15 protein-coding genes, 2 pseudogenes and 1 riboswitch are annotated in these 18,860 nt (G+C 71.1%); of the genes and pseudogenes, 3 read left to right on the top strand and 14 right to left on the bottom strand.

Features of this window, described 5'->3' with window-relative positions; translation table 11 throughout:
- Window positions 1-30: 30 nt before the first annotated feature.
- The 4 genes and pseudogenes from L6E17_RS13025 to L6E17_RS13010 form a co-directional block, all read right to left on the bottom strand.
- The gene (locus L6E17_RS13025) at window positions 31-1,077 is read right to left on the bottom strand and encodes a C40 family peptidase (RefSeq protein ID WP_236240948.1); all 1,047 of its coding nucleotides are present in this window, start codon (window positions 1,075-1,077) and stop codon (window positions 31-33) included.
- Between the two features lie 652 nt (window positions 1,078-1,729).
- Window positions 1,730-2,782, bottom strand: coding sequence for a C40 family peptidase (locus L6E17_RS13020; protein ID WP_236240947.1), 1,053 nt, complete (start codon window positions 2,780-2,782; stop codon window positions 1,730-1,732).
- A 338-nt stretch (window positions 2,783-3,120) separates the two neighbouring features.
- Window positions 3,121-4,484: pseudogene (locus L6E17_RS13015) on the bottom strand (NYN domain-containing protein).
- A gap of 109 nt (window positions 4,485-4,593) precedes the next feature.
- Window positions 4,594-4,836 carry a hypothetical protein gene (locus L6E17_RS13010; RefSeq protein WP_236240946.1) on the bottom strand — a complete coding sequence of 81 codons (243 nt, stop codon included), beginning with the start codon at window positions 4,834-4,836 and terminating at the stop codon, window positions 4,594-4,596.
- Window positions 4,837-5,052: 216 nt separating this feature from the next.
- Between L6E17_RS13010 and L6E17_RS13005 the strand changes: the two genes are divergently transcribed.
- Both L6E17_RS13005 and L6E17_RS13000 read left to right on the top strand, forming a co-directional pair.
- On the top strand, window positions 5,053-5,772 hold the full coding sequence (locus L6E17_RS13005) for a rhomboid family intramembrane serine protease (RefSeq protein WP_236240945.1): 720 nt from the start codon (window positions 5,053-5,055) through the stop codon (window positions 5,770-5,772).
- Window positions 5,769-6,050 (top strand): Lrp/AsnC family transcriptional regulator, encoded by a 282-nt coding sequence (locus L6E17_RS13000; RefSeq protein ID WP_236240944.1) that lies wholly within the window; start codon window positions 5,769-5,771, stop codon window positions 6,048-6,050. The genes L6E17_RS13005 and L6E17_RS13000 overlap by 4 nt, the downstream gene beginning before the upstream one ends.
- Window positions 6,051-6,104: 54 nt before the next feature.
- On the opposite strand, the pseudogene L6E17_RS12995 reads toward L6E17_RS13000, so the two are convergent.
- From L6E17_RS12995 to L6E17_RS12970, 6 genes and pseudogenes are all read right to left on the bottom strand, one after another.
- Window positions 6,105-7,528 (bottom strand): annotated as a pseudogene (locus L6E17_RS12995) (aminotransferase class V-fold PLP-dependent enzyme).
- A 178-nt stretch (window positions 7,529-7,706) separates the two neighbouring features.
- Window positions 7,707-7,824: riboswitch (SAM riboswitch) on the bottom strand.
- Window positions 7,825-8,020: 196 nt separating this feature from the next.
- The gene (gene trpD, locus L6E17_RS12990; RefSeq protein WP_236240943.1) at window positions 8,021-9,085 is read right to left on the bottom strand and encodes an anthranilate phosphoribosyltransferase; all 1,065 of its coding nucleotides are present in this window, start codon (window positions 9,083-9,085) and stop codon (window positions 8,021-8,023) included.
- A gap of 168 nt (window positions 9,086-9,253) precedes the next feature.
- Window positions 9,254-10,903, bottom strand: coding sequence for a cytochrome bc complex cytochrome b subunit (locus L6E17_RS12985; RefSeq protein ID WP_236240942.1), 1,650 nt, complete (start codon window positions 10,901-10,903; stop codon window positions 9,254-9,256).
- Complete coding sequence (locus tag L6E17_RS12980; protein WP_236240941.1) at window positions 10,900-11,949, bottom strand: ubiquinol-cytochrome c reductase iron-sulfur subunit; 1,050 nt, start codon at window positions 11,947-11,949, stop codon at window positions 10,900-10,902. Before L6E17_RS12980 ends, L6E17_RS12985 begins: the two co-directional genes overlap by 4 nt.
- Window positions 11,946-12,755, bottom strand: a complete 810-nt coding sequence (locus tag L6E17_RS12975; RefSeq protein WP_236240940.1) for a c-type cytochrome — start codon at window positions 12,753-12,755, stop codon at window positions 11,946-11,948. Before L6E17_RS12975 ends, L6E17_RS12980 begins: the two co-directional genes overlap by 4 nt.
- A 63-nt stretch (window positions 12,756-12,818) precedes the next feature.
- Window positions 12,819-13,439: a heme-copper oxidase subunit III gene (locus tag L6E17_RS12970; RefSeq protein ID WP_236240939.1), complete on the bottom strand. Its 621-nt coding sequence runs from the start codon at window positions 13,437-13,439 to the stop codon at window positions 12,819-12,821.
- 218 nt (window positions 13,440-13,657) lie between these two features.
- On the opposite strand from L6E17_RS12970, the gene L6E17_RS12965 reads away from it, so the two are divergent.
- On the top strand, window positions 13,658-14,059 hold the full coding sequence (locus L6E17_RS12965) for a hypothetical protein (protein ID WP_236240938.1): 402 nt from the start codon (window positions 13,658-13,660) through the stop codon (window positions 14,057-14,059).
- Between the two features lie 62 nt (window positions 14,060-14,121).
- Here the strand turns inward: L6E17_RS12965 and L6E17_RS12960 are convergent, their stop codons facing one another.
- From L6E17_RS12960 to coxB, 4 genes are all read right to left on the bottom strand, one after another.
- Complete coding sequence (locus L6E17_RS12960; RefSeq protein WP_236240937.1) at window positions 14,122-15,378, bottom strand: Ig-like domain-containing protein; 1,257 nt, start codon at window positions 15,376-15,378, stop codon at window positions 14,122-14,124.
- Between the two features lie 122 nt (window positions 15,379-15,500).
- The gene (locus L6E17_RS12955) at window positions 15,501-15,899 is read right to left on the bottom strand and encodes a cytochrome c oxidase subunit 4 (RefSeq protein ID WP_236240936.1); all 399 of its coding nucleotides are present in this window, start codon (window positions 15,897-15,899) and stop codon (window positions 15,501-15,503) included.
- Window positions 15,896-17,644 (bottom strand): cytochrome c oxidase subunit I, encoded by a 1,749-nt coding sequence (gene ctaD / locus L6E17_RS12950; protein WP_071267477.1) that lies wholly within the window; start codon window positions 17,642-17,644, stop codon window positions 15,896-15,898. The genes L6E17_RS12955 and ctaD overlap by 4 nt, the downstream gene beginning before the upstream one ends.
- A complete protein-coding gene (gene coxB, locus L6E17_RS12945; protein ID WP_236240935.1) occupies window positions 17,641-18,609 on the bottom strand; it encodes a cytochrome c oxidase subunit II in 969 nt (322 codons plus the stop codon). Before coxB ends, ctaD begins: the two co-directional genes overlap by 4 nt.
- Window positions 18,610-18,860 lie beyond the last annotated feature (251 nt).

Genomic DNA, 18,860 nt, shown 5'->3' with positions numbered 1-18,860 from the left:
CCGCCCGGGGCCGGGAGCCGGACACCGGTGTCAGACGCGGGTGACCGCCGAGACGGGCATCATGCCGACCGGGTCGTAGCGGACCGGCGCGCCCGGGTAGGGGGCGTGGATGACCTGGCCGTTGCCCATGTACATCGCGACGTGGCTGGCGTCGGAGCGGTAGGTGACGAGGTCGCCGGGGCGGGCCTCGGAGAGCGGGACGTGCCGGCCGGCGTTGCGCTGCCCCTGGGAGGTGCGCGGCAGGCCGACGCCGGCCTGGGCGTACGACCACTGCATGAGGCCGGAGCAGTCGAAGCCGTTGGGGCCGTTGGCGCCCCAGACGTACGGCTTGCCGAGCGCGGAGCGGGCGGCCTGGACGGCGAGGGCGGCCCGGGAGGAGGCGGCGGCCCCGGAGGGGGCGGGCACGGGGCCGTCGCCGCGGTCGCCGGAGCGGGAGGCGCGGTCGTAGTCCGCACGCTCCTCGCTGTTCAGCGAGTTGAGGAGGGCACGTGCCTCGGCGAGCTTCTTCTCGACGGCGCGCTTGTGGCGGGCCACGGCGGCCCGGCTGCGCTCGAGTTCGCCGAGGGCGCGGGTCGCCTCGGCGCGCTCCTGGTCCAGCCGCTGCTGGGCGCGGCGCAGTTCGACGAGGGCGCCGCTCTGGCGTTCGCTCATCCGGTCGAGGGCGGCGGCCCGGTCGAGGAAGGACTCGGGGTCCTTGGACAGCAGCAGCGCCAGGGTCGGGTCGAGGCCGCCCGAGCGGTACTGGGCGCCTGCGACGGCTCCGAGCGCGCCCCGCATGTGGTTGATGCGCTCCTGGCCGCGGGCCACGCTGTCCTGGGCCCGCGCCACCTGGGCGCGCAGTTCGGCGGTGCGTTCGCCGGCCTTGTTGAAGCTCTCGGTGGCCTGCTCGGCCTCGGTGTAGAGCCGGTCCACGCGGGCCCTGGTCGCGTCGGCGGAGGGCTCGGCCGGTTCCGCGGCGACGGGGGTGGCGCCGAAGGCGGCGGCCGCGGTGGCGGCGGCCGCGGACAGGACGGTGACCCTGGCGGCCTTGGCGCTCTGGGCGAGGCCCGAGGGTGAGGTACGGCGATGGGACGCCACGAACCGCGCTCCCTTCAGCGGTACGCAGGCGGGTGCCTGGTGCGGGCTGGTGCGCGGCAGACAGTAGCCGGGCGGTGACGTCCGGGCCAAAGACCTCAGAATGGGCACAAAGTGACGCCCCGCCGGGAAACACAGGTCACCGGCGGGGCGGGGCGTCACTTCGGGGGCGGGTATTTCGCCCGATCGGGCGCGTGTGGCGGGCGGTTCGCGCGTCTGGAGCACGCGCCGCGCATATCAGATGCGCGGCGGGCAGGCCCGGCCATGTGCCGCCGCCCACCGGGACGCACGGCGACCGGCCCGGCCATGTGCCGCCCGGACGGCGGGCGTCAGGCAGCACGGGAGCCGCGGGCCCGGGCTCCGGGCTGAACGGGTGGCCCGGGCACCGGACTGAACGGACCCGCACGGGCGGGCGCTGCGGGCCCGGACCTCGGGCCGAACGGGCGGGCGCTGCGGGCCCGGTCCGCACGGCAGGCCCGGACCGCGTGGCACGGGTCCGGGCCTCACGGCACGGACCAGGAAGGACCGCACGGTCGCGTACGGCCGACGCCCGCGCCCTCCGATGCCGGGAGCCGCGGTCAACGGCCGCCCGGGAGCGGCCGCTTGCGGGACCCGCGCAACGCGTCCGGGTCGGCTGCGGCCGGACGGCCCGGCGTCAGATGCGCACGCCGAACTGGAACGTGCCGAGGTAGTTCATCGACTCGTAGCGGACGCTGGCGCCCGGCTTGGGGGCGTGCAGCACGGTGTTGTTGCCGGCGTACAGGCCCACGTGGGCGAGGTTGTTGAAGAAGACCAGGTCGCCGGGCTTGAGCTGGCTGCGGCCGATCTTCACGCCGTCGTTCTGCTGGGTGTAGGTGGTGCGCGAGATGCTGACGCCGGCCTGGCGGTAGGCCCACTGCGTGAGGCCGGAGCAGTCGTACGAGTTGGGGCCCTCGGCGCCGGAGACGTACGGCTTGCCGACCTGCGTGGCGGCGGCGTTGAGGGCGGCGGCGCCGCGCTGGGAGGCGGGCACCTCGTTGCCGAGCTCGGGGCGGTCGCCGCCGGTGGCGCGGCTGGCGCGCTGCTGCGCCTCGCGGGCCTTGCGGTCCTCCTCCTCCTGCATCTTCCGCCGCTCTTCGGCGGTGAGCGTGTTGAGGAGCTTCTGGGCCTCGGCGAGCTTGCCCTGGAACTTCTTCTTCTTCTCGCCGAGGGTCTTGCGGACGTCTTCGAGGTCGGCGAGCTTCGCGGTGGCCTCGGCCCGCTGCTGGGCGAGGGTGCGCTGCTTGACCTGGATGGACTCCAGTGTCTCGGCCTGCTTGGCGGTGAGCTGGTCGACCGCGGACGCCTTGTCGAGGTAGTCGTCCGGGTTGGAGGAGAGGAAGAGCTGGACGGCCGGGTCGAGACCGCCGCCCCGGTACTGCGCGGCGGCGACCGAACCGATGCCGTCGCGCAGGGTGTTGAGCTCCTCCTGGCCGCGGGCCACCTGGTCCTGGAGCGCGCCGATCTCCTCCTGGAGCTTCTCGCGGCGCTCGTCGGCCTGGTTGTACTGCTCGGTGGCCTCCTCGGCCTCGTGGTGGAGCTTGTCGACCTTGGCCTTGACCTCCTCCACGGCCGGCTTCGGGGTGGCCGACGCGGTCTGGGAGGTGAGCGCGACGGCCGCTGCGGCGGTCGCGGTGAGCACGGTCACGCGGGCGCGGCTCGGCTGCTTGGGTCGACGGTGGGACGCCACGGAGGCGAGCTCCTTCTTCCTCAACGCCGCCGGCCGGGCTGGGGTCGCGCCCCGGCTCCGCGCATCACGTCCGGATCCCCCGCGAACTCGGCCGGACTGCACGGATTAGGCGGTTCCTTCGCTGCCGCTCCGGGTGAGCGGTCAACCGCGCGAAGGTTCGAGGCCAGACCCTAGTGACCAAGTTGTGATCAGTTCAAATCCTCATAGGAAAAATCTCGCCGCGGAGCCGCATTCGTTACGCGTGTCCCACCCTGCGTCATGGGCAGTTGACGCACCGTCCCCCGCACGCTTCCCCAAAGCAGACATCCGGCGCAGGAGTTGCTTTCCAGGCGAGAACATCACGTCGGCCGCGAAAGCCGCTTCAGCAGCATCACCGACGGCACCGGCCTGGCACCCGACCTGGCGACCCCGTCGGCCACCTCCCGGTCGCTGGAGACCACGACGACGGGGCGACCCGGCGGCTCGGCCCGTACGAGCTGCCGGATGAGCTCGTCGGCGGTCACCCCGGGCTTGGAGAAGAGCACCCGCACCCCTCGGGGCGGGGCGAGCAGCACCGGGGCGGCCAGCTCCGCGCCGTCGAAGACGCAGGTGACCTCGGCGCCCGAGCGGGCGGCCAGCGCCGAGAGCCCGCCGAGCAGCCGCAGCCGCTGCTTCTCCAGGGGCATCGTCGGATAGCCCGTCTTGGTCACGTTGTAGCCGTCGACGACCAGATGGGCCTGCGGCAGCGCGAGGAGCTGGTCGAGCAGCGCCGGATCGGTCTCGGACAGCGCGCGGGCCGCGACGTCCTTGGGCGAGAGCCGGCCGGGCTCGACCGCGTCGACGGAGTCGGCGGGCCGCGCGGACACGGGCGGCAGCGCCAGTTCGCGGCGCAGGCCCTGGGCCGCCTCCAGGACGGTGTCCAGCAGCAGCCGCAGCCGTACGTCCTCCGCCGAGCGGCCCTCGCGGACGGCCCGGCGGCCGCCTCCAGCGCGGCTTCGGCCTCACCGAGCCGCGCCTTGAGGCGGCGGGTCTCGCTCTCGGCCGCCGACACCCGCGCCGCCGCCTCCGCTTTGGCGGCCTCGGCGTCGGCCTGGACCCGGCGCAGTGCGGCCTCGCCGCGCTTGACGTCGCTCTGGGCGCTGCGCAGCTTGCGGTGAAGCGATTCCGCTTCCTTGCGCGCGGCCTCCAGTTCGGTGCGCAGCCGCTCGGTCTCCGCCTTGGTGTGGGCCCGCGCCTCGGCGAGCTCCTCGCGCAGGCGGTCCAGTTCGCGGCGGCCCTCCTCGCCGGCGCGCTCGGCGTCGGCGCGCTGCACCTCCTCGCCCGCGGCGGCGACCAGCTTCACCCAGCCGGGCGGGCGCAGCACGCAGGCGGCGGCGGCCACGTCGACCGGGTCGGCGGCGGCCGGGGGCGTGCCCGACTCGACGGCGTCGGCCAACTCGGGCTGGGCGCGGCGCAGTCGCTCGGCGATCCGCCGGCGGAACGCGGCGTCGGTCTCCAGCGCGGACGCCATCGCGTTGCCGCCGAACCGGGCCCGCCGGGTCGGGGTGAAGCGCGCGTACTGCCGCAGCTGCGCCGGGAGCTCGGCGACCGTCAGGCCGCCGAACGCGTCCGACACGAGGGCGACGACCCGGCGCCGCACCGCCTCGGGAAGCGGGCGGTCGAGCGCCTCGGCGGCGTCACCGGCCGCGCCGGCCGACTCGGCGCCGCTGTCCGGCTCCGCCACGATCCGTCACCCCACTACCCATCACGTCCCGGCCTGCCGGCATCACCGGCTCCAGCCGTATCAGGCGTACTACCCGTGCGCACGCACCCGGGTCTCGATCAGGTCTCGATCAGGCACCGGCTCCGGGCCGGTCCACCAGTTCGACCTGGTCCACCGCGTTGCACCAACGGCAGCGGACCGACTCGATGGTCTCAGAGACCACCTCGCGCTCCTCGACCGCGGGCTCGCCGGCCAGGTCCAGATGGACGTACTCCACGACCTTGGAGGAGCGCGTCACGTCGAAGCGTGTCAGGTTGCCGCAGAGCGTGCAGCGCCAGCGGGTGGTGTCCGTCGGCAGGGGAACCGTCGTCATGGGTGCCGTCGTCCTTCTCGTGATCGGTCCGGGCCGGGCCGGCCGTGTCGTGCCGGAGCGGGGGTCCGCGGTGCGCCGTCGAACTGCGGAGGCGCCCAGGGCCGCGGCCGTCCGGCCCGGGCCTGGGCATGCCCGTAACCCTACGGCCTGGCGCGGTCGGTGACGGCCCGGCGAGGCGCTCTGTCCTGCTCACTCCCTTTACGTCATGATCTGTGCATGATCGATTGGCGGGGAGCAGTCCGTACGGTCGTCACCGGCCCCTCGGTGACCTACGGGGTCATCGGGGTGTGCACCCTGGTCTTCGTGCTCGGCCCGGCCTCCGGGCTGCGCACCTCCTACGGCACCGGGGACGCCCTCATCGCGGCGCAGAGCGCCTACTTCGAGCGCTGGGGCGTGATCCCGGCGGAGCTGCTGGGCGGGGCGCCCGCGGCGCTGCTCACGCCGTTCAGCGCGCTGTTCGTGCACGGCAACTGGCTGCACCTGCTGGGCAACATGCTCTTCCTGTTCGTGTTCGGCGCGATGGCCGAGGAGCGGATGGGGCACCTGCGGTTCTGGCTGTTCTACGCGGGCTGCGGGTACCTGGCGCTGTTCGGCTACGCGGTGGCGCACGCGGGCAGCGACCAGACGCTCGTGGGGGCGTCGGGCGCGATCTCCGGAGTCCTCGGCGCCTTCCTGTACCTCTTCCCGAGGGCCCGGGTGACGAGCCTGTTCCCCTTCCTCTTCTTCCTGCCGCTGCGCTTCCCCGCCTGGATCGTGCTCGTCTTCTGGTTCGCCCTGCAGTGGCTCGCGGCGCGGGGCGCGGGCAGCGGTCCCGGCGTGGCCTACCTGGCGCACCTGATCGGCTTCGGCCTGGGCTTCCTCTACGCGTGGGCGCGCTACCGGGGCATTAGAGTGAAGGCGCCAGCAGCGGCCACCGAGGGAGAGGGACAACCGTGATCACCGCGATCGTGCTCATCAAGACCAGCGTGGACCGGATCCCCGAGATCGCCGAGGAGATCGCCGCGCTCGACTGCGTCAGCGAGGTCTTCTCGGTCACCGGTACGTACGACCTGATCGCCATGGTGCGGGTGGGCCGCCACGACGACCTGGCGGACGTCATCCCGGGCCGCATCAGCAAGATCCCTGGCGTGCGGGCCACCGACACGCACGTGGCCTTCCGCACCTACTCGCAGCACGACCTGGAGGCGGCCTTCGCGATCGGGCTCGACGCGTAGCGCCGCCGCGCGTCCCGCCCCCAGGGCCGAATCACCCGTACGAGCGAACGCAGTTCAGCCACGGTCCGGTACGCAGCGTCCGTCCTCCGTGCGGTACGTCCACCGGGCACCGTCCCGTACGAGCTCCCTCACCGCCCGCAGGAACCGGTCGACGTGCTCGTCCGGCGTGCCGGCGCCGAAGCTGACCCGGACCGCGTTCAGCGGCCGGTCCTCCGGCGCGGCGTCCGGCGCACCGCACTCCGCGGGAGCCTGCGGGGCGCCGCCCAGCAGCCTGCGGACGAGCGGGTGGGCGCAGAACAGGCCGTCGCGCACCCCGATGCCGTACTCGGCGGACAGCGCCGCCGCGAAGTGCGAGCTGTTCCAGCCGCCCACGACGAACGACAGCACACCCACCCGCGGGGCGTCGTCGCCGAACAGCGACAGCACCCGCACCTGCGGCACCTCGGCGAGGCCCGCCCGCAGCCGTGCCACCAGCTCCCGCTCCCGGGCCGCCAGCGCCTCGAACCCGGCCTCGGTGAGCGCCCTGCAGGCGGAGGCCAGGGCGTAGGCCCCGATGACGTTCGGGGAGCCGGCCTCGTGCCGCGCCGCGGTGTCGTGCCAGGCCGCCTCCAGCCCGCCGCCGGGGCGCCGCACCACGCTGCGGAGGCCCCGCCGCCCGCCAGGTAGGGCTCCGCCGCGCGCAGCCAGTCGGCCCGCCCGGCCAGCACGCCCGCGCCGAACGGGGCGTACAGCTTGTGCCCGGACAGCGCCACCCAGTCCACGTCGAGCGCGGCCGCGTCCACCGGCTGGTGCGGCGCGAGCTGTGCGGCGTCCAGCACGATCCGCGCGCCGTGCGCGTGGGCGGCGGCGGCCAGCTCCCGTACGGGCCAGAGCTCCCCGGTCACGTTGGACGCGCCGGTGACGCACACCAGGGCCGGACCGTACGGCTCGCGGGCGGCCAGGGCCCGCTCCAGGGTGTCGACCGCCTCGCCCGGCGTACGGGGGGCGTCCAGGCAGGTCACGCGGTGCCCGCGCCACGGCAGCAGCGCGGCGTGGTGCTCGGTCTCGAACACGAACACCTCGCAGCCCTCGGGAAGCGCCCTGGCCAGCAGGTTCAGTGAGTCGGTGGTCGACCGGGTGAAGACCACCTGGTCGCCGGGGCGGCAGCCGAGGAACGTGTGGACGGTGCTCCGGCTGCGCTCGAACAGGTCGGTGGAGAGCTGCGAGAGGTACCCGGCGCCCCGGTGCACGCTGCCGTAGTAGGGCGCGTAGGCGGCGACGTCGTCCCAGACCCGCTGCAGGGCGGGCGCGCTGGCCGCGTAGTCCAGCGCCGCGTAGGTCACCTCGCCGCCGGTGACGAGCGGGACGGTGACGTCCCGGCCGAGGACGGGGAGCGGCTCGGTACAGGTGCCGGCGGCGGTGGCAGGGGCTGCGGCAGTGGCGGCGGCAGGGGCAGTGGCGGCGACGGCGGCAGTGGCGGTGTTCGGGTACGCGGACATGGCGAACTCTCCCGGGAGTCACGGCGAACGAGGGTGGTCAAACCCGCGGGGCTGCCCGGACGGGCGCCCGCACACGGGTACGGAAAAGGGCCTCGGCCCGAAGAAGGGGCCAGGCCCTAACGCATTCGCTTGCTCACGGGACAACTCCCTCGGGACCAGGACCCCAGGGCGTCGCAGGGGTCCGCGCTTGCCGTAGACCTCGCTGCCTGCGGCCTGGTCTTCACCCGGGGCACCCCGCCACGGACGGAGGGTTGCCGGACAGCGGGCCGGGGCCGTGGTCGCTGTCACTCATGACCTTGGTGCAGCATCCTGCCACACCCGCCCGGTGGCGCAAGTCCCCGGTCCGGATAGCGGACGGCGCACACGGCGGCAGGACGGCTCCGCCCCCGGCGCCTGCGAGGAGGGGCCGGGGGCGGAGCCGCGCGTACAGGGGCCCGATGCTGCGCTACGGGCCGGCGCGGTGGCACGGGGCGGAGCCGCGCGGGCAGGGGCCTACCGGTGGCTCGCGGCCACCCAGCGGTCCAGGGCCTCGCGCGCCGCGCCCGAGTCGATGGACTCCGCCGCCTTCGCCATGCCCGCCCGGATCTGCTCCGCCAGGGGCGCGTCCGTCGGCTCCAGGGCCACCAGCGCCGCGGCCGAGTTGAGCAGCACCGCGTCCCGTACGGGCCCGGCCTCCCCGGCCAGCAGGCGGCGGGCCACGTCCGCGTTGTACGACGCGTCGGCGCCGCGCAGGGCCTCCACCGGGACGGGCTCGATGCCCACGTCCCTCGGGTCGAACGACTCCTCGCGGACGGCGCCGTCGCGGACGACCCACACCTTGGAGGTGGCCGTGGTGGTCAGCTCGTCGAGGCCGTCGTCGCCGCGGAACACCAGCGCCGACGAGCCCCTCTCGGCGAGGACGCCCGCCATGATGGGCGCCATCCGCGCGTCGGCGACACCGGTCGCCTGGGCCCGGACGCGGGCGGGGTTCGTCAGCGGGCCGAGGAAGTTGAAGGTCGTGCGGATGCCGAGCTCCTTGCGGGCGGCGGCGACGTGCCGCAGCGCCGGGTGGAACCTGACGGCGAAGCAGAAGGTGACGCCCGCCTCCTCCGCGACCTCGGCCACCCGGCCGGGCGCGAGATCCAGGTTGACGCCGAGCTTCTCCAGGACGTCGGAGGCGCCCGACGCGGACGACGCGGCCCGGTTGCCGTGCTTGACGACCTTCGCGCCCGTGCCGGCGACGACGATCGCGGACATCGTCGAGATGTTCACGGTCTTGGCGCCGTCGCCGCCCGTGCCGACGATGTCGACGGACGGGCCGGGCACCTCGATGGTGCGGGCGTGCGCGTACATCGTCCGGACGAGGCCGGTGATCTCCTCGACGGTCTCCCCCTTGGCGCGCAGCGCCACGGCGAAGCCGGCGATCTGCGCGTCGGTGGCCTCGCCGCTGAGGATGCGCTCCATCGCCCAGGCCGTGGCGTCCGCGTCGAGGTCCTGCCCGGTCAGCAGCGCGTCCAGGACCCGGGGCCAGGAGCGGCCCGCCGCGGTCGGTCCTCCAGCGGGGGTCACAGCGCTCATGGTCGCTCCTGGGTCGTGGGGCTCACGTGGTGTGAGGTTCCGTCGGCTCCCAGCCTATCCATCCCCCGGTACGGCGAAGAGCCCCGTCCGTGGTGTGGACGGGGCTCTCGCCGAGGCGACCTGCGGGTGCGACCTGTCTGTCAGGTCCCCCGGTCAGGGGGCAGGGGATCAGTGGTGGCCGTGGCCGGCGCTGATCTCCTTGTACTCCTCGACGGTGGCCTTGGGGACCTGGTTGTCCTCGCCGTAGTAGCCCTTGCTGAGCTTGGCGCGGAGCTTCTCCATGCGGCCCGGCTTGCGCTCGACGCCGTTCTCGTCGACCGTCGGGCCGATCTCGGCCGGGGTGTACTGCTCGTGCGCGGTGAGCGTGTGCAGCTTGGCCTGGCTCAGCGGCTCGTGGACCTCGACGAACTCACCGTGCGGCAGCCGCTTGATGATGCCCGTCTCGCGGCCGTGCAGCACCTTGTCGCGGTCGCGGCGCTGGAGGCCCATGCAGATCCGCTTGGTGACCACGAAGGCGATGACCGGTCCGACGAAGAAGAAGATCCGGACGAACCACGTGACCGCGTTGATGGACAGGTGGAAGTGCGTGGCGACGATGTCGTTGCCGCCGCCGACCAGCATGACCATGTAGGCCGTGACCCAGGCGACACCCAGCGCGGTGCGGGTCGGGGCGTTGCGCGGGCGGTCCAGGATGTGGTGCTCGCGCTTGTCGCCGGTGATCCACGACTCGATGAACGGGTAGACCGCGATCGCGGCCAGCATCACGCCGAAGAGGACCAGCGGGATGAACACGCCCAGGACCAGCGTGTGGCCCCACAGGTTGATCTCCCAGCCGGGCATGGCGCGGATCAGGCCCTCGGCGAAGCCCATGTACCAGTCGGGCTGGGCGCCGGTGGACACCATGTCCGGGCGGTACGGGCCGAGGGCCCACACCGGGTTGATGGTGAACAGCGCCGAGATGATCGCGATGACGCCGAAGACCAGGAAGAAGAAGCCTCCCGCCTTGGCCATGTAGACCGGCAGCAGCGGCATGCCGACGACGTTCTTGTTCGTCCGGCCGGGCCCCGGGAACTGCGTGTGCTTGTGGTAGAAGACCAGGATCAGGTGCGCCACCACGAGGCCGAGCATGATGCCCGGCAGCAGCAGGATGTGGATCGAGTAGAACCGGGCCACCATGTCGTGGCCGGGGAACTCGCCGCCGAACAGGAACATCGAGATGTACGTGCCGACGATCGGCGTCGACAGGATCGCGCCCTGGGTGAAGCGGACACCGGTGCCGGAGAGCAGGTCGTCCGGGAGCGAGTAGCCGGTGAAGCCGGTGAACATGCCCAGGACGAACAGCAGGAAGCCGAACAGCCAGTTGATCTCGCGCGGCTTGCGGAACGCGCCGGTGAAGAAGACGCGCATCATGTGCACGAACATGCCGGCGATGAAGATCAGCGCCGCCCAGTGGTGGATCTGGCGGATCAGCAGGCCACCGCGGACGTCGAAGCTGATGTCCAGCGTCGAGGCGTAGGCCTCCGTCATGCGGACGCCGTGCATCGGCACGTACGCGCCGTGGTACTCGATCTCGTTCATCGACGGGTGGAAGAACAGCGTCAGGTAGACACCCGTCAGGATGATGATGATGAAGCTGTAGAGGCAGACCTCACCCAGCATGAAGGACCAGTGGTCCGGGAAGATCTTCCGCATGTTGGCCTTGGCCAGGGAGTAGATCCCCAGCCGGCCGTCCGCCCAGTCCGCGACCCGCTCGCCGGCGGGCGCCTTCTGCTGTCCCGGTGCGTCAGCGCCTGATGTGTGCGTGGTTGCGGTGCTCATCCGCGCTCCCAGAATGCAGGACCGACCGGCTCCTCGAAGTCGCCGAGCGCTTCGAGGAAGCCCTCGTCATTCACGCCGATCCGCAGCTGCGGGAGGGCGTGGCCGGCAGGGCCGAAGATGACGCGGGCGCCGTCGGAGAGGTCGAAGGTGGACTGGTGGCACGGGCAGAGGACGTGGTGCGTCTGCTGCTCGTACAGGGAGATCGGGCAGCCCACGTGGGTGCAGATCTTCGAGAAGGCCACGATGCCCTCGTGGGACCACTCGAGCTCGCGCTTGTCCTTGATGTCCTCCGGCTGGATCCGGACGATCATCAGGGCGTCCTTGGCGATCAAGGTGTTGAAGTCGTGGTCGCTCTCCTCCAGGCCCTCGGGCTTGGCGAAGGTCAGCGACCCGACCACCACGTCCTCGGGGCGCAGCGGCTCGTTCGTGTTCATGTTGATGAGCAGCTTGCCGTTGGCCCAGGACGTCTTGAACAGCTTGTCCCCGGGCAGCGGGCCGAGCTCGCGCAGCAGGACCACACCGGAGAGCGGCACCATCGCGAGGGCGCCGAACATCGTGTTGCGGATCAGCTTGCGGCGGCCGATCGCCGACTCGGCGGCGCCCTCCCGGAAGTCGGCCATGACCTTGGCCTTGACCTCGGGGCTCGCCTCGATCGGGTGGCGGTCGTCGGCGACCTCCACGTCGGACATCAGGGTGCGGGCCCAGTGGACCGCGCCCGCGCCGATGCAGAACAGGGCGATGCCCAGCGTCAGGCCCAGCATCACGTGCAGGATGCTCACGTGGCCGAGGGGCCAGATGTACACGATCTGGTCGACGTCGAAGGCGACGAACGAGGCGATGAAGCCGACCGTGGCGAGCATCGACACCGTGAAGAGCAGGGCGACCGTGCGCTCCGAGCGCTTGGCGGCCCGCTCGTCGATGTCCTGGATGCGGGGCTTGTGGGGCGGGAGCCCCGGGTCTGCGAACGGGTTCTCGGCTACCGCCTTGCCGTGCGCGCTGTCCTGCCCGCTCGGCAGGCTCTCTTCGGAAATCTCTTGGCTACTCATGACTTCTTGGCCTTAGCGGTGTGGGCCGCGACCCAGACGGCGACAGCGATCAGCGAACCGAGACCGAAGATCCAGCCGAAGAGGCCCTCGGCGACCGGTCCCAGACCGCCGAGTGCGAAACCGCCGGGGCTCGGGGTCTCGTCACCATTGACGGCCTTGATGTACGCGATGATGTCCTTCTTCTCCTGCTCCGGCATGATCGTGTCCGGGAAGGAGGGCATGTTCTGCGGGCCGGTCTGCATGGCCTCGTAGATGTGCTTCTCGCTGACGCCTTCGAGGCTCGGGGCGTACTTGCCCTTGGTGAGCGCGCCGCCCTCGCCGGTGAAGTTGTGGCACTGCGCGCAGTTGTTGCGGAACAGCTCACCGCCCTTGGCGATGTCCGCGCCTTCCGGGCTGTACTGCTCCTCGGTCGGCGTGACCGGGCCGGGGCCGAGCGACGCGATGTACGCGGCCAGCTGGTCGATCTGCGCCTGGGTGTAGACCTTCGGCTTGCGCGGGATCTGCGCGCCCGGCTGCATGGCGGGCATACGGCCGGTGCCGACCTGGAAGTCCACCGCGGCCGAGCCCACACCGATCAGGGACGGGCCGTCGGAGGTGCCCTGACCGTTGGTGCCGTGACAGGTGGCGCAGCCGACGGTGTAGAGCTTCTTGCCCTCCTCGATGGCGAGGGACTGGGCGGTCTCGTCGGCCTGTGCCTGGCCCGCGGGCGCGAACGCGGCGTACAGCCCCCCTGTGGCCGCCAGCGCGAGAAGTAGGACGACGAGCGCCGCCAGCGGATGGCGTCGTCGTGCGGAGAGCTTTTTCACGGATTACCCCGGTGTCAGGATCTTCTGCGTCGATGCTTGCTGGACGTGTCGGGTGGGACCCGACTACTTGATCATGTAGATCGTGGCGAAGAGGCCGATCCAGACCACGTCGACGAAGTGCCAGTAGTAGGACACGACGATGGCGGCCGTCGCCTGCTCGTGGGTGAACCGCTTCGCGGCGTACGTCCGGCCGAGTACCAGGAGGAAGGCGATGAGGCCGCCCGTCACATGGAGGCCGTGGAAGCCGGTGGTCAGGTAGAACACGGAGCCGTACGGACCGGAGGACAGGGACATGCCCGCCTCCTTGACCAGCTCGGTGTACTCCAGGACCTGGCCGCCGATGAAGACCGCGCCCATGATGAAGGTCACGATGAACCAGGCACGCAGCTTCTTCACGTCACCGCGCTCGGCGGCGAACACGCCGAGCTGGCAGGTGAGGGAGGAGAGCACCAGGATCGTGGTGTTGGAAAACGCGAACCAGAAGTTCAGGTGTCCCGCCTGCTCGGCCCAGTATTCGGGACCCGTCACCGAACGCAGGGTGAAGTACATCGCGAAGAGGGCCGCGAAGAACATCAGCTCGGAACTCAGCCAGATGACTGTTCCGACGCTGGTGAGGTTCGGTCGATTGACCGGCGGGTGCGCGTGCCCGGTATCTACTGTCGTTGCTGTCGCCACGACCGACATTATGTCGGTCGCTTATCTCGCCCTCACTCCGGGGGGTGCCGTTCGGAGTGTCCCCCCTCCGGCGGGGCGCCCCGGCCGACCCGAACGGCCCAGCGGCAACCGCCCCGAACAGCCGTCTGCCCGGTGTTGACGGGGCCCGGGAGGGAGTAGCATCCGCGGCGTCGGTTACCGAGCAACTCACCGTGTACGACGCCGTACGAAACTCGGAGGGACCCAGCATGCAGTCGACCGCCACCGTACTGGTCTACAGCGACGACGCGAACACCCGCGCGCAGGTCCGGATGGCGGCGGGGAGGCGGCCGGCGGCGGACGTCCCCCCGATCGAGTACGTCGAGTGCGCGACGCTGCCCGCGGTGCTGGAGCGCCTGGACCAGGGCGGGATCGACGTGTGCGTCCTGGACGGCGAGGCCGTGCCCGCGGGCGGGATGGGCGTGTGCCGCCAGCTCAAGGACGAGGTCTTCGACTGCCCGCCGGTGCTGCTGCTGATGGGGCGCCCGCAGGACGCGTGGCTGGCCACGTGGAGCCGCGCGGACGCGGCGGTGACGCTGCCGGTGGACCCGGCGGAGCTGGCGGACGCGCTGGCCGGACTGGTGCGCGGCCGCCTGTCGGTGGAGGCGTAGCGGCCGGGCCCCCGCGGGGCCCGGCGGGCGGCGCCCGCGGGCTGCCGCGGGCGTCCGGCGGGCTACGCGGCGCGCGGCCTGAGCCGGGCGCCGTCCGCGGGCGTGGCGCCGTCCCGCGTGCCGCCCAGCACGGCGCTGCCCTGGCGCCACTCGTCCCAGGGCAGGTTCCAGTCGCCGAAGCCGTTCCCGAACGGGGCCATGTCCTGGCCGATGCTGTTGACGACCGTGACCAGGTCGCCGCGGCGGATGTTCTCGAAGAACCAGGCGGCGTTGCCCGTCGACATGCCCACGCAGCCGTGGCTGACGTTGGCGTACCCCTGCGAGCCGACGGACCAGGGCGCGGCGTGCACGTACTCGCCGCTCCATGTGACCCTCGTCGCGTAGTACACCGGCAGGTCGTAGGACTCGCTGCTGCCTTCGGCGATGCCGACGGTGGTGCTGCGCATCCGTACGAAGTACTGCTTCTCCAGGACCACTTTGGTGCCGTTGCGGGTGGAGAAGCCGGGTTTGCCGGTGGTCACGGGAATGGTGTTGATCACCTTCCCGTTCCGCTTGAACACCATCTGGTGGGCGGCGGCGTCGGTGACGGCCTCGACGCGGTCCCCGATGGTGAGGACGAGCGGGTCGGTGGGGGTGCCGTAGACGCCCTTGGCGACGCGGACGCCCGCGAGGTTGCTGGTGAGGTTGATCCGGGTGCCGGCCGGCCAGTACTCCTTGGGCCGGTAGTGGAGCTGCTTGTCGTCGACCCAGTGCCACGCGCCGGTGACGGCGGGCGTGGAGCGGACCTTGAGGCCCCGCTCGACGGCGGCGCGGCCCTCCTTGGTCGTGACGGGGTGGCTGAGTGCGGCCGTGAGGGGCTGCCCGACCCCGTAGGTGCCCGGTTCGGGCCCGAACTCGACCTTCATCCGCTGCCGGGCCGCCGCGGTCTCGAACGTCAGCACACGGACGCCGGGGGCGCCGTCGCCGTTCTCCGTGGCGATCCTGACGGTGTAGCGGGCCTCTGCGGCCAGCGGGCCCGTGGAGCGCCAGCGGCTGCCGTCCGCGGCGAGTTCGCCGGCCAGGTAGTGGCCTGCCTCGTCGACGGCCGTGACGTCGGTGATGCGGCCGCCGCCGTCCTTGCTGGTGACCTCCAGGGGCCGGTCCAGGGGCGCCTTGCGGTCGTCCCCGGGCCCGTTGAAGGTGATCTGGCCGGCGGCGTCGTAGGGGCGGGCGGACAGCGGGTGCCCCTCCGGGCCGTTGCAGCCGGTCGCGCCCGCACCCGCGACGACGACCAGCAGGGAGCAGCTGAGGACGGTGCGCATGCTTGGCGTGTGGCTCATAAGCACACCGTAGGAACGGCTGTCGACCCTGGCACGCCGGATGACTGCAAAAGGATGACCACGAAAGAGGGCCCGGCGGCCTCCTTACGGAGGACACCGGGCCCTTCAGGGGCGCGTGGCGCCTACTGGTTCTGGTTCTCGCCCCGGTAGTACTCGAACACCCATCCCCAGACGCCGATCAGGATGATCGGCAGGGAGAAGTAGATGAGCCACCAGTCGAGGGCGACGGCCAGGAACGCGAGGGCACCGCCGAGGGCCAGCGAGAGCGGCTGCCAGCTGTGCGGCGAGAAGAAGCCGACCTCGCCGGCCTCGTCCGCTACGTCGGCCTCCTTGTCGTCCTGCGCCATGGCGTCCACCCGCCGGGCCGTGAAGGCCAGGTAGTAGCCGACCATGATCGCCAGGCCGAAGGCCATGAACAGCGCCGTGGTGCCGACCGGCTCCTTCGCCCACACGCCGTACAGGACGGCCATGGCGAGGATGAAGAAGCTCAGCCAGATGAACATCTTGCCCTGGATCTTCACTTGCCGGCCTCCTTGCCACCGACCAGCGCGGTTTCCGTACGACCCTGGTTCTCCAGCTGGTCGATCTCGGCGATCTCAGGGTGGTGCAGGTCGAACGCCGGCGATTCGGAGCGGATGCGCGGCAGCGTGAGGAAGTTGTGCCGCGGCGGCGGGCACGAGGTGGCCCACTCCAGGGAGCGGCCGTAGCCCCACGGGTCGTCGACCTCGATCTTCTTGCCGTACTTGGCCGTCTTCCAGACGTTGTAGAAGAACGGCAGGATCGACAGGCCGAGCAGGAACGAGGCGATCGTGGAGATCGTGTTCAGCGCGGTGAAGCCGTCCGCGGCGAGGTAGTCGGCGTACCGGCGCGGCATGCCCTCGGCACCCAGCCAGTGCTGGACGAGGAACGTGCCGTGGAAGCCGATGAACAGCGTCCAGAAGGTGATCTTGCCGAGGCGCTCGTCCAGCATCTTGCCCGTGAACTTCGGCCACCAGAAGTGGAATCCGGCGAACATCGCGAAGACCACTGTGCCGAAGACGACGTAGTGGAAGTGCGCGACGACGAAGTACGAGTCGGAGACGTGGAAGTCCATCGGGGGCGACGCCAGGATCACACCGGTCAGACCACCGAAGGTGAAGGTGATCAGGAAGCCGACGACCCAGAGCATCGGGGTCTCGAAGGACAGCGAGCCCTTCCACATCGTGCCGATCCAGTTGAAGAACTTCACACCGGTCGGCACCGCGATCAGGAACGTCATGAAGGCGAAGAACGGCAGCAGCACACCGCCCGTGACGTACATGTGGTGCGCCCACACCGTCACCGAGAGGCCGGCGATGGCGATCGTGGCCGCGATCAGGCCGATGTAGCCGAACATCGGCTTGCGGCTGAAGACCGGCACGATCTCCGAGACGATGCCGAAGAACGGCAGGGCGATGATGTACACCTCGGGGTGGCCGAAGAACCAGAAGAGGTGCTGCCACAGCAGGGCGCCGCCGTTGGACGGGTCGAAGATGTGCGAGCCGAACTTGCGGTCCGACTCCAGCGCGAACAGCGCGGCGGCGAGGACCGGGAAGGCGAGCAGGACCAGGACACCGGTCAGCAGCACGTTCCACGTGAAGATCGGCATGCGGAACATCGTCATGCCGGGGGCGCGCATGCAGATGATCGTGGTGATGAAGTTGACCGAGCCGAGGATGGTGCCGAAGCCGGAGAAGGCGAGGCCCATGATCCACATGTCGGCGCCGACACCCGGCGAGCGGATCGCGTCCGACAGCGGGGTGTACGCGAACCAGCCGAAGTCCGCGGCGCCCTGCGGGGTGAGGAAGCCCGCCACCGCGATGAGCGAGCCGAAGAGGTACAGCCAGTAGGCGAACATGTTCAGCCGCGGGAACGCCACGTCGGGCGCGCCGATCTGCAGCGGCATGATCCAGTTCGCGAATCCGGCGAACAGCGGCGTCGCGAACATCAGCAGCATGATCGTGCCGTGCATCGTGAACGCCTGGTTGAACTGCTCGTTCGACATGAGCTGCGTACCCGGCCGGGCCAGCTCGGCGCGCATGAAGAGCGCCAGGAGGCCGCCGATGCAGAAGAAGGCGAACGAGGTGACCAGGTAGAGCGTGCCGATCGTCTTGTGGTCCGTGGTGGTGAGCCACTTGACGACGACGTTGCCTGGCTGCCTGCGCCGGACGGGCAGCTCGTTCTCGTACGGCTCCCGCGAGCCGTCAGCTGCCTTGTCGGCACCCTGGGGTTCGTTGAGGATGCTCACAGTTGGTTCTTCTCCGCATTCCTGGCCGGGTCCGTCTGCTCGATGCCCGACGGGATGTAGCCGGTCTGCCCCTTCTCCGCCAGCTTCTCCAGGTGCTGCTGGTACTCCTCGGGGGAGACGACCTTGACGTTGAAGAGCATCCGGGAGTGGTCGACGCCGCAGAGCTCGGCGCACTTGCCCAGGAAGGTGCCCTCCTGGTTCGGGGTCACCTCGAAGACGTTGGTGTGACCCGGGATGACGTCCTGCTTCATGAGGAACGGCACCACCCAGAAGGAGTGGATGACGTCACGCGAGGTCAGGACGAACCGGACCTTCTCGCCCTTGGGCAGGACCAGCGTCGGGCCGGGGTTCTTCGTCTCCGGGTCCCGCGTGCCCGGGATGCCGGCGTCGTAGACGCCCTCGGCACCCTGCGGGAACTGCTTCTGGAACTTGTCCGGAATGGCGCCGAGCTCCTCGGGGACCCCGGTGCCCGTGGAGGCGTCACCGTCCACGTTCTCGATGTAGTTGAAGCCCCAGCTCCACTGGTAGCCGACCACGTTGATGGTGTGGGCGGGCTTCTCGGAGAGCTTGAGGAGCTCGGACTCGTCACGCGCGGTGAAGTAGAAGAGCACCGAGACGATGATGAGCGGAGTGACCGTGTACAGCGCCTCGATCGGCATGTTGTACCGGGTCTGCGGAGGAACCTCCACCTTGGTGCGGCTGCGCCGGTGGAAGAAGACGCTCCACAGGATCAGACCCCACACGAGCACGCCCGTGGCGAGCGCAGCCGCCCACGAGCCCTGCCAGAGGGAGAGGATCCGCGGCGCCTCTTCCGTCACCGGATAGGGCATACCGAGGCGGGGGAAGTCCTCCCAGTTGTACGAGCAACCGGAGGCGGTAGCCAGGATCAGGCCCGCAGTCAGCACCTGCGGCAGCTTCCGCCGCATCGGGCGCCGCGACGAGCGGTCGGAGCCGTTGGGACTCACGTAGCGCCTTCCCGAGAGTCTCGCCCGCGGGTCGGCTGCGGCCGTCTCGCTGGTCGGTCGCCGGCCCTGACGCGGGCAGGGGTTTGGATGTTTATGCGGACCAAACCCTACTGGACGCTATTTGGCGCCGCGCGGGGAGGGTGCCCAACGCGCCGCCGCGCCCCTCTTTCGGGTTGTGTCCGCAGGTGAGAGCCGTACGGACGGCGCGGTTCCGGGCCTCTCCCGGACCCGCCGGAGGGGGATAGCGTGAC

This window comes from Streptomyces sp. CC228A (genome assembly GCF_021390935.1).
Classification (GTDB): domain Bacteria; phylum Actinomycetota; class Actinomycetes; order Streptomycetales; family Streptomycetaceae; genus Streptomyces.
Note: the sequence above shows the minus strand (reverse complement) of the source record. Positions and strands in the feature narration are given on the sequence as shown.

What these genes read in the sequence shown, in the direction of transcription:
- L6E17_RS12965 (WP_236240938.1), top strand. Translation starts at nt 13,658, where the DNA reads ATGCAGTCGACCGCCACCGTACTGGTCTACAGCGACGACGCGAACACC.
- L6E17_RS12970 (WP_236240939.1), bottom strand. Translation starts at nt 13,439, where the DNA reads ATGTCGGTCGTGGCGACAGCAACGACAGTAGATACCGGGCACGCGCAC.
- L6E17_RS13005 (WP_236240945.1), top strand. Translation starts at nt 5,053, where the DNA reads ATGATCGATTGGCGGGGAGCAGTCCGTACGGTCGTCACCGGCCCCTCG.
- trpD (WP_236240943.1), bottom strand. Translation starts at nt 9,085, where the DNA reads ATGAGCGCTGTGACCCCCGCTGGAGGACCGACCGCGGCGGGCCGCTCC.
- L6E17_RS12985 (WP_236240942.1), bottom strand. Translation starts at nt 10,903, where the DNA reads ATGAGCACCGCAACCACGCACACATCAGGCGCTGACGCACCGGGACAG.
- L6E17_RS13010 (WP_236240946.1), bottom strand. Translation starts at nt 4,836, where the DNA reads ATGACGACGGTTCCCCTGCCGACGGACACCACCCGCTGGCGCTGCACG.
- L6E17_RS12980 (WP_236240941.1), bottom strand. Translation starts at nt 11,949, where the DNA reads ATGAGTAGCCAAGAGATTTCCGAAGAGAGCCTGCCGAGCGGGCAGGAC.
- L6E17_RS12960 (WP_236240937.1), bottom strand. Translation starts at nt 15,378, where the DNA reads ATGAGCCACACGCCAAGCATGCGCACCGTCCTCAGCTGCTCCCTGCTG.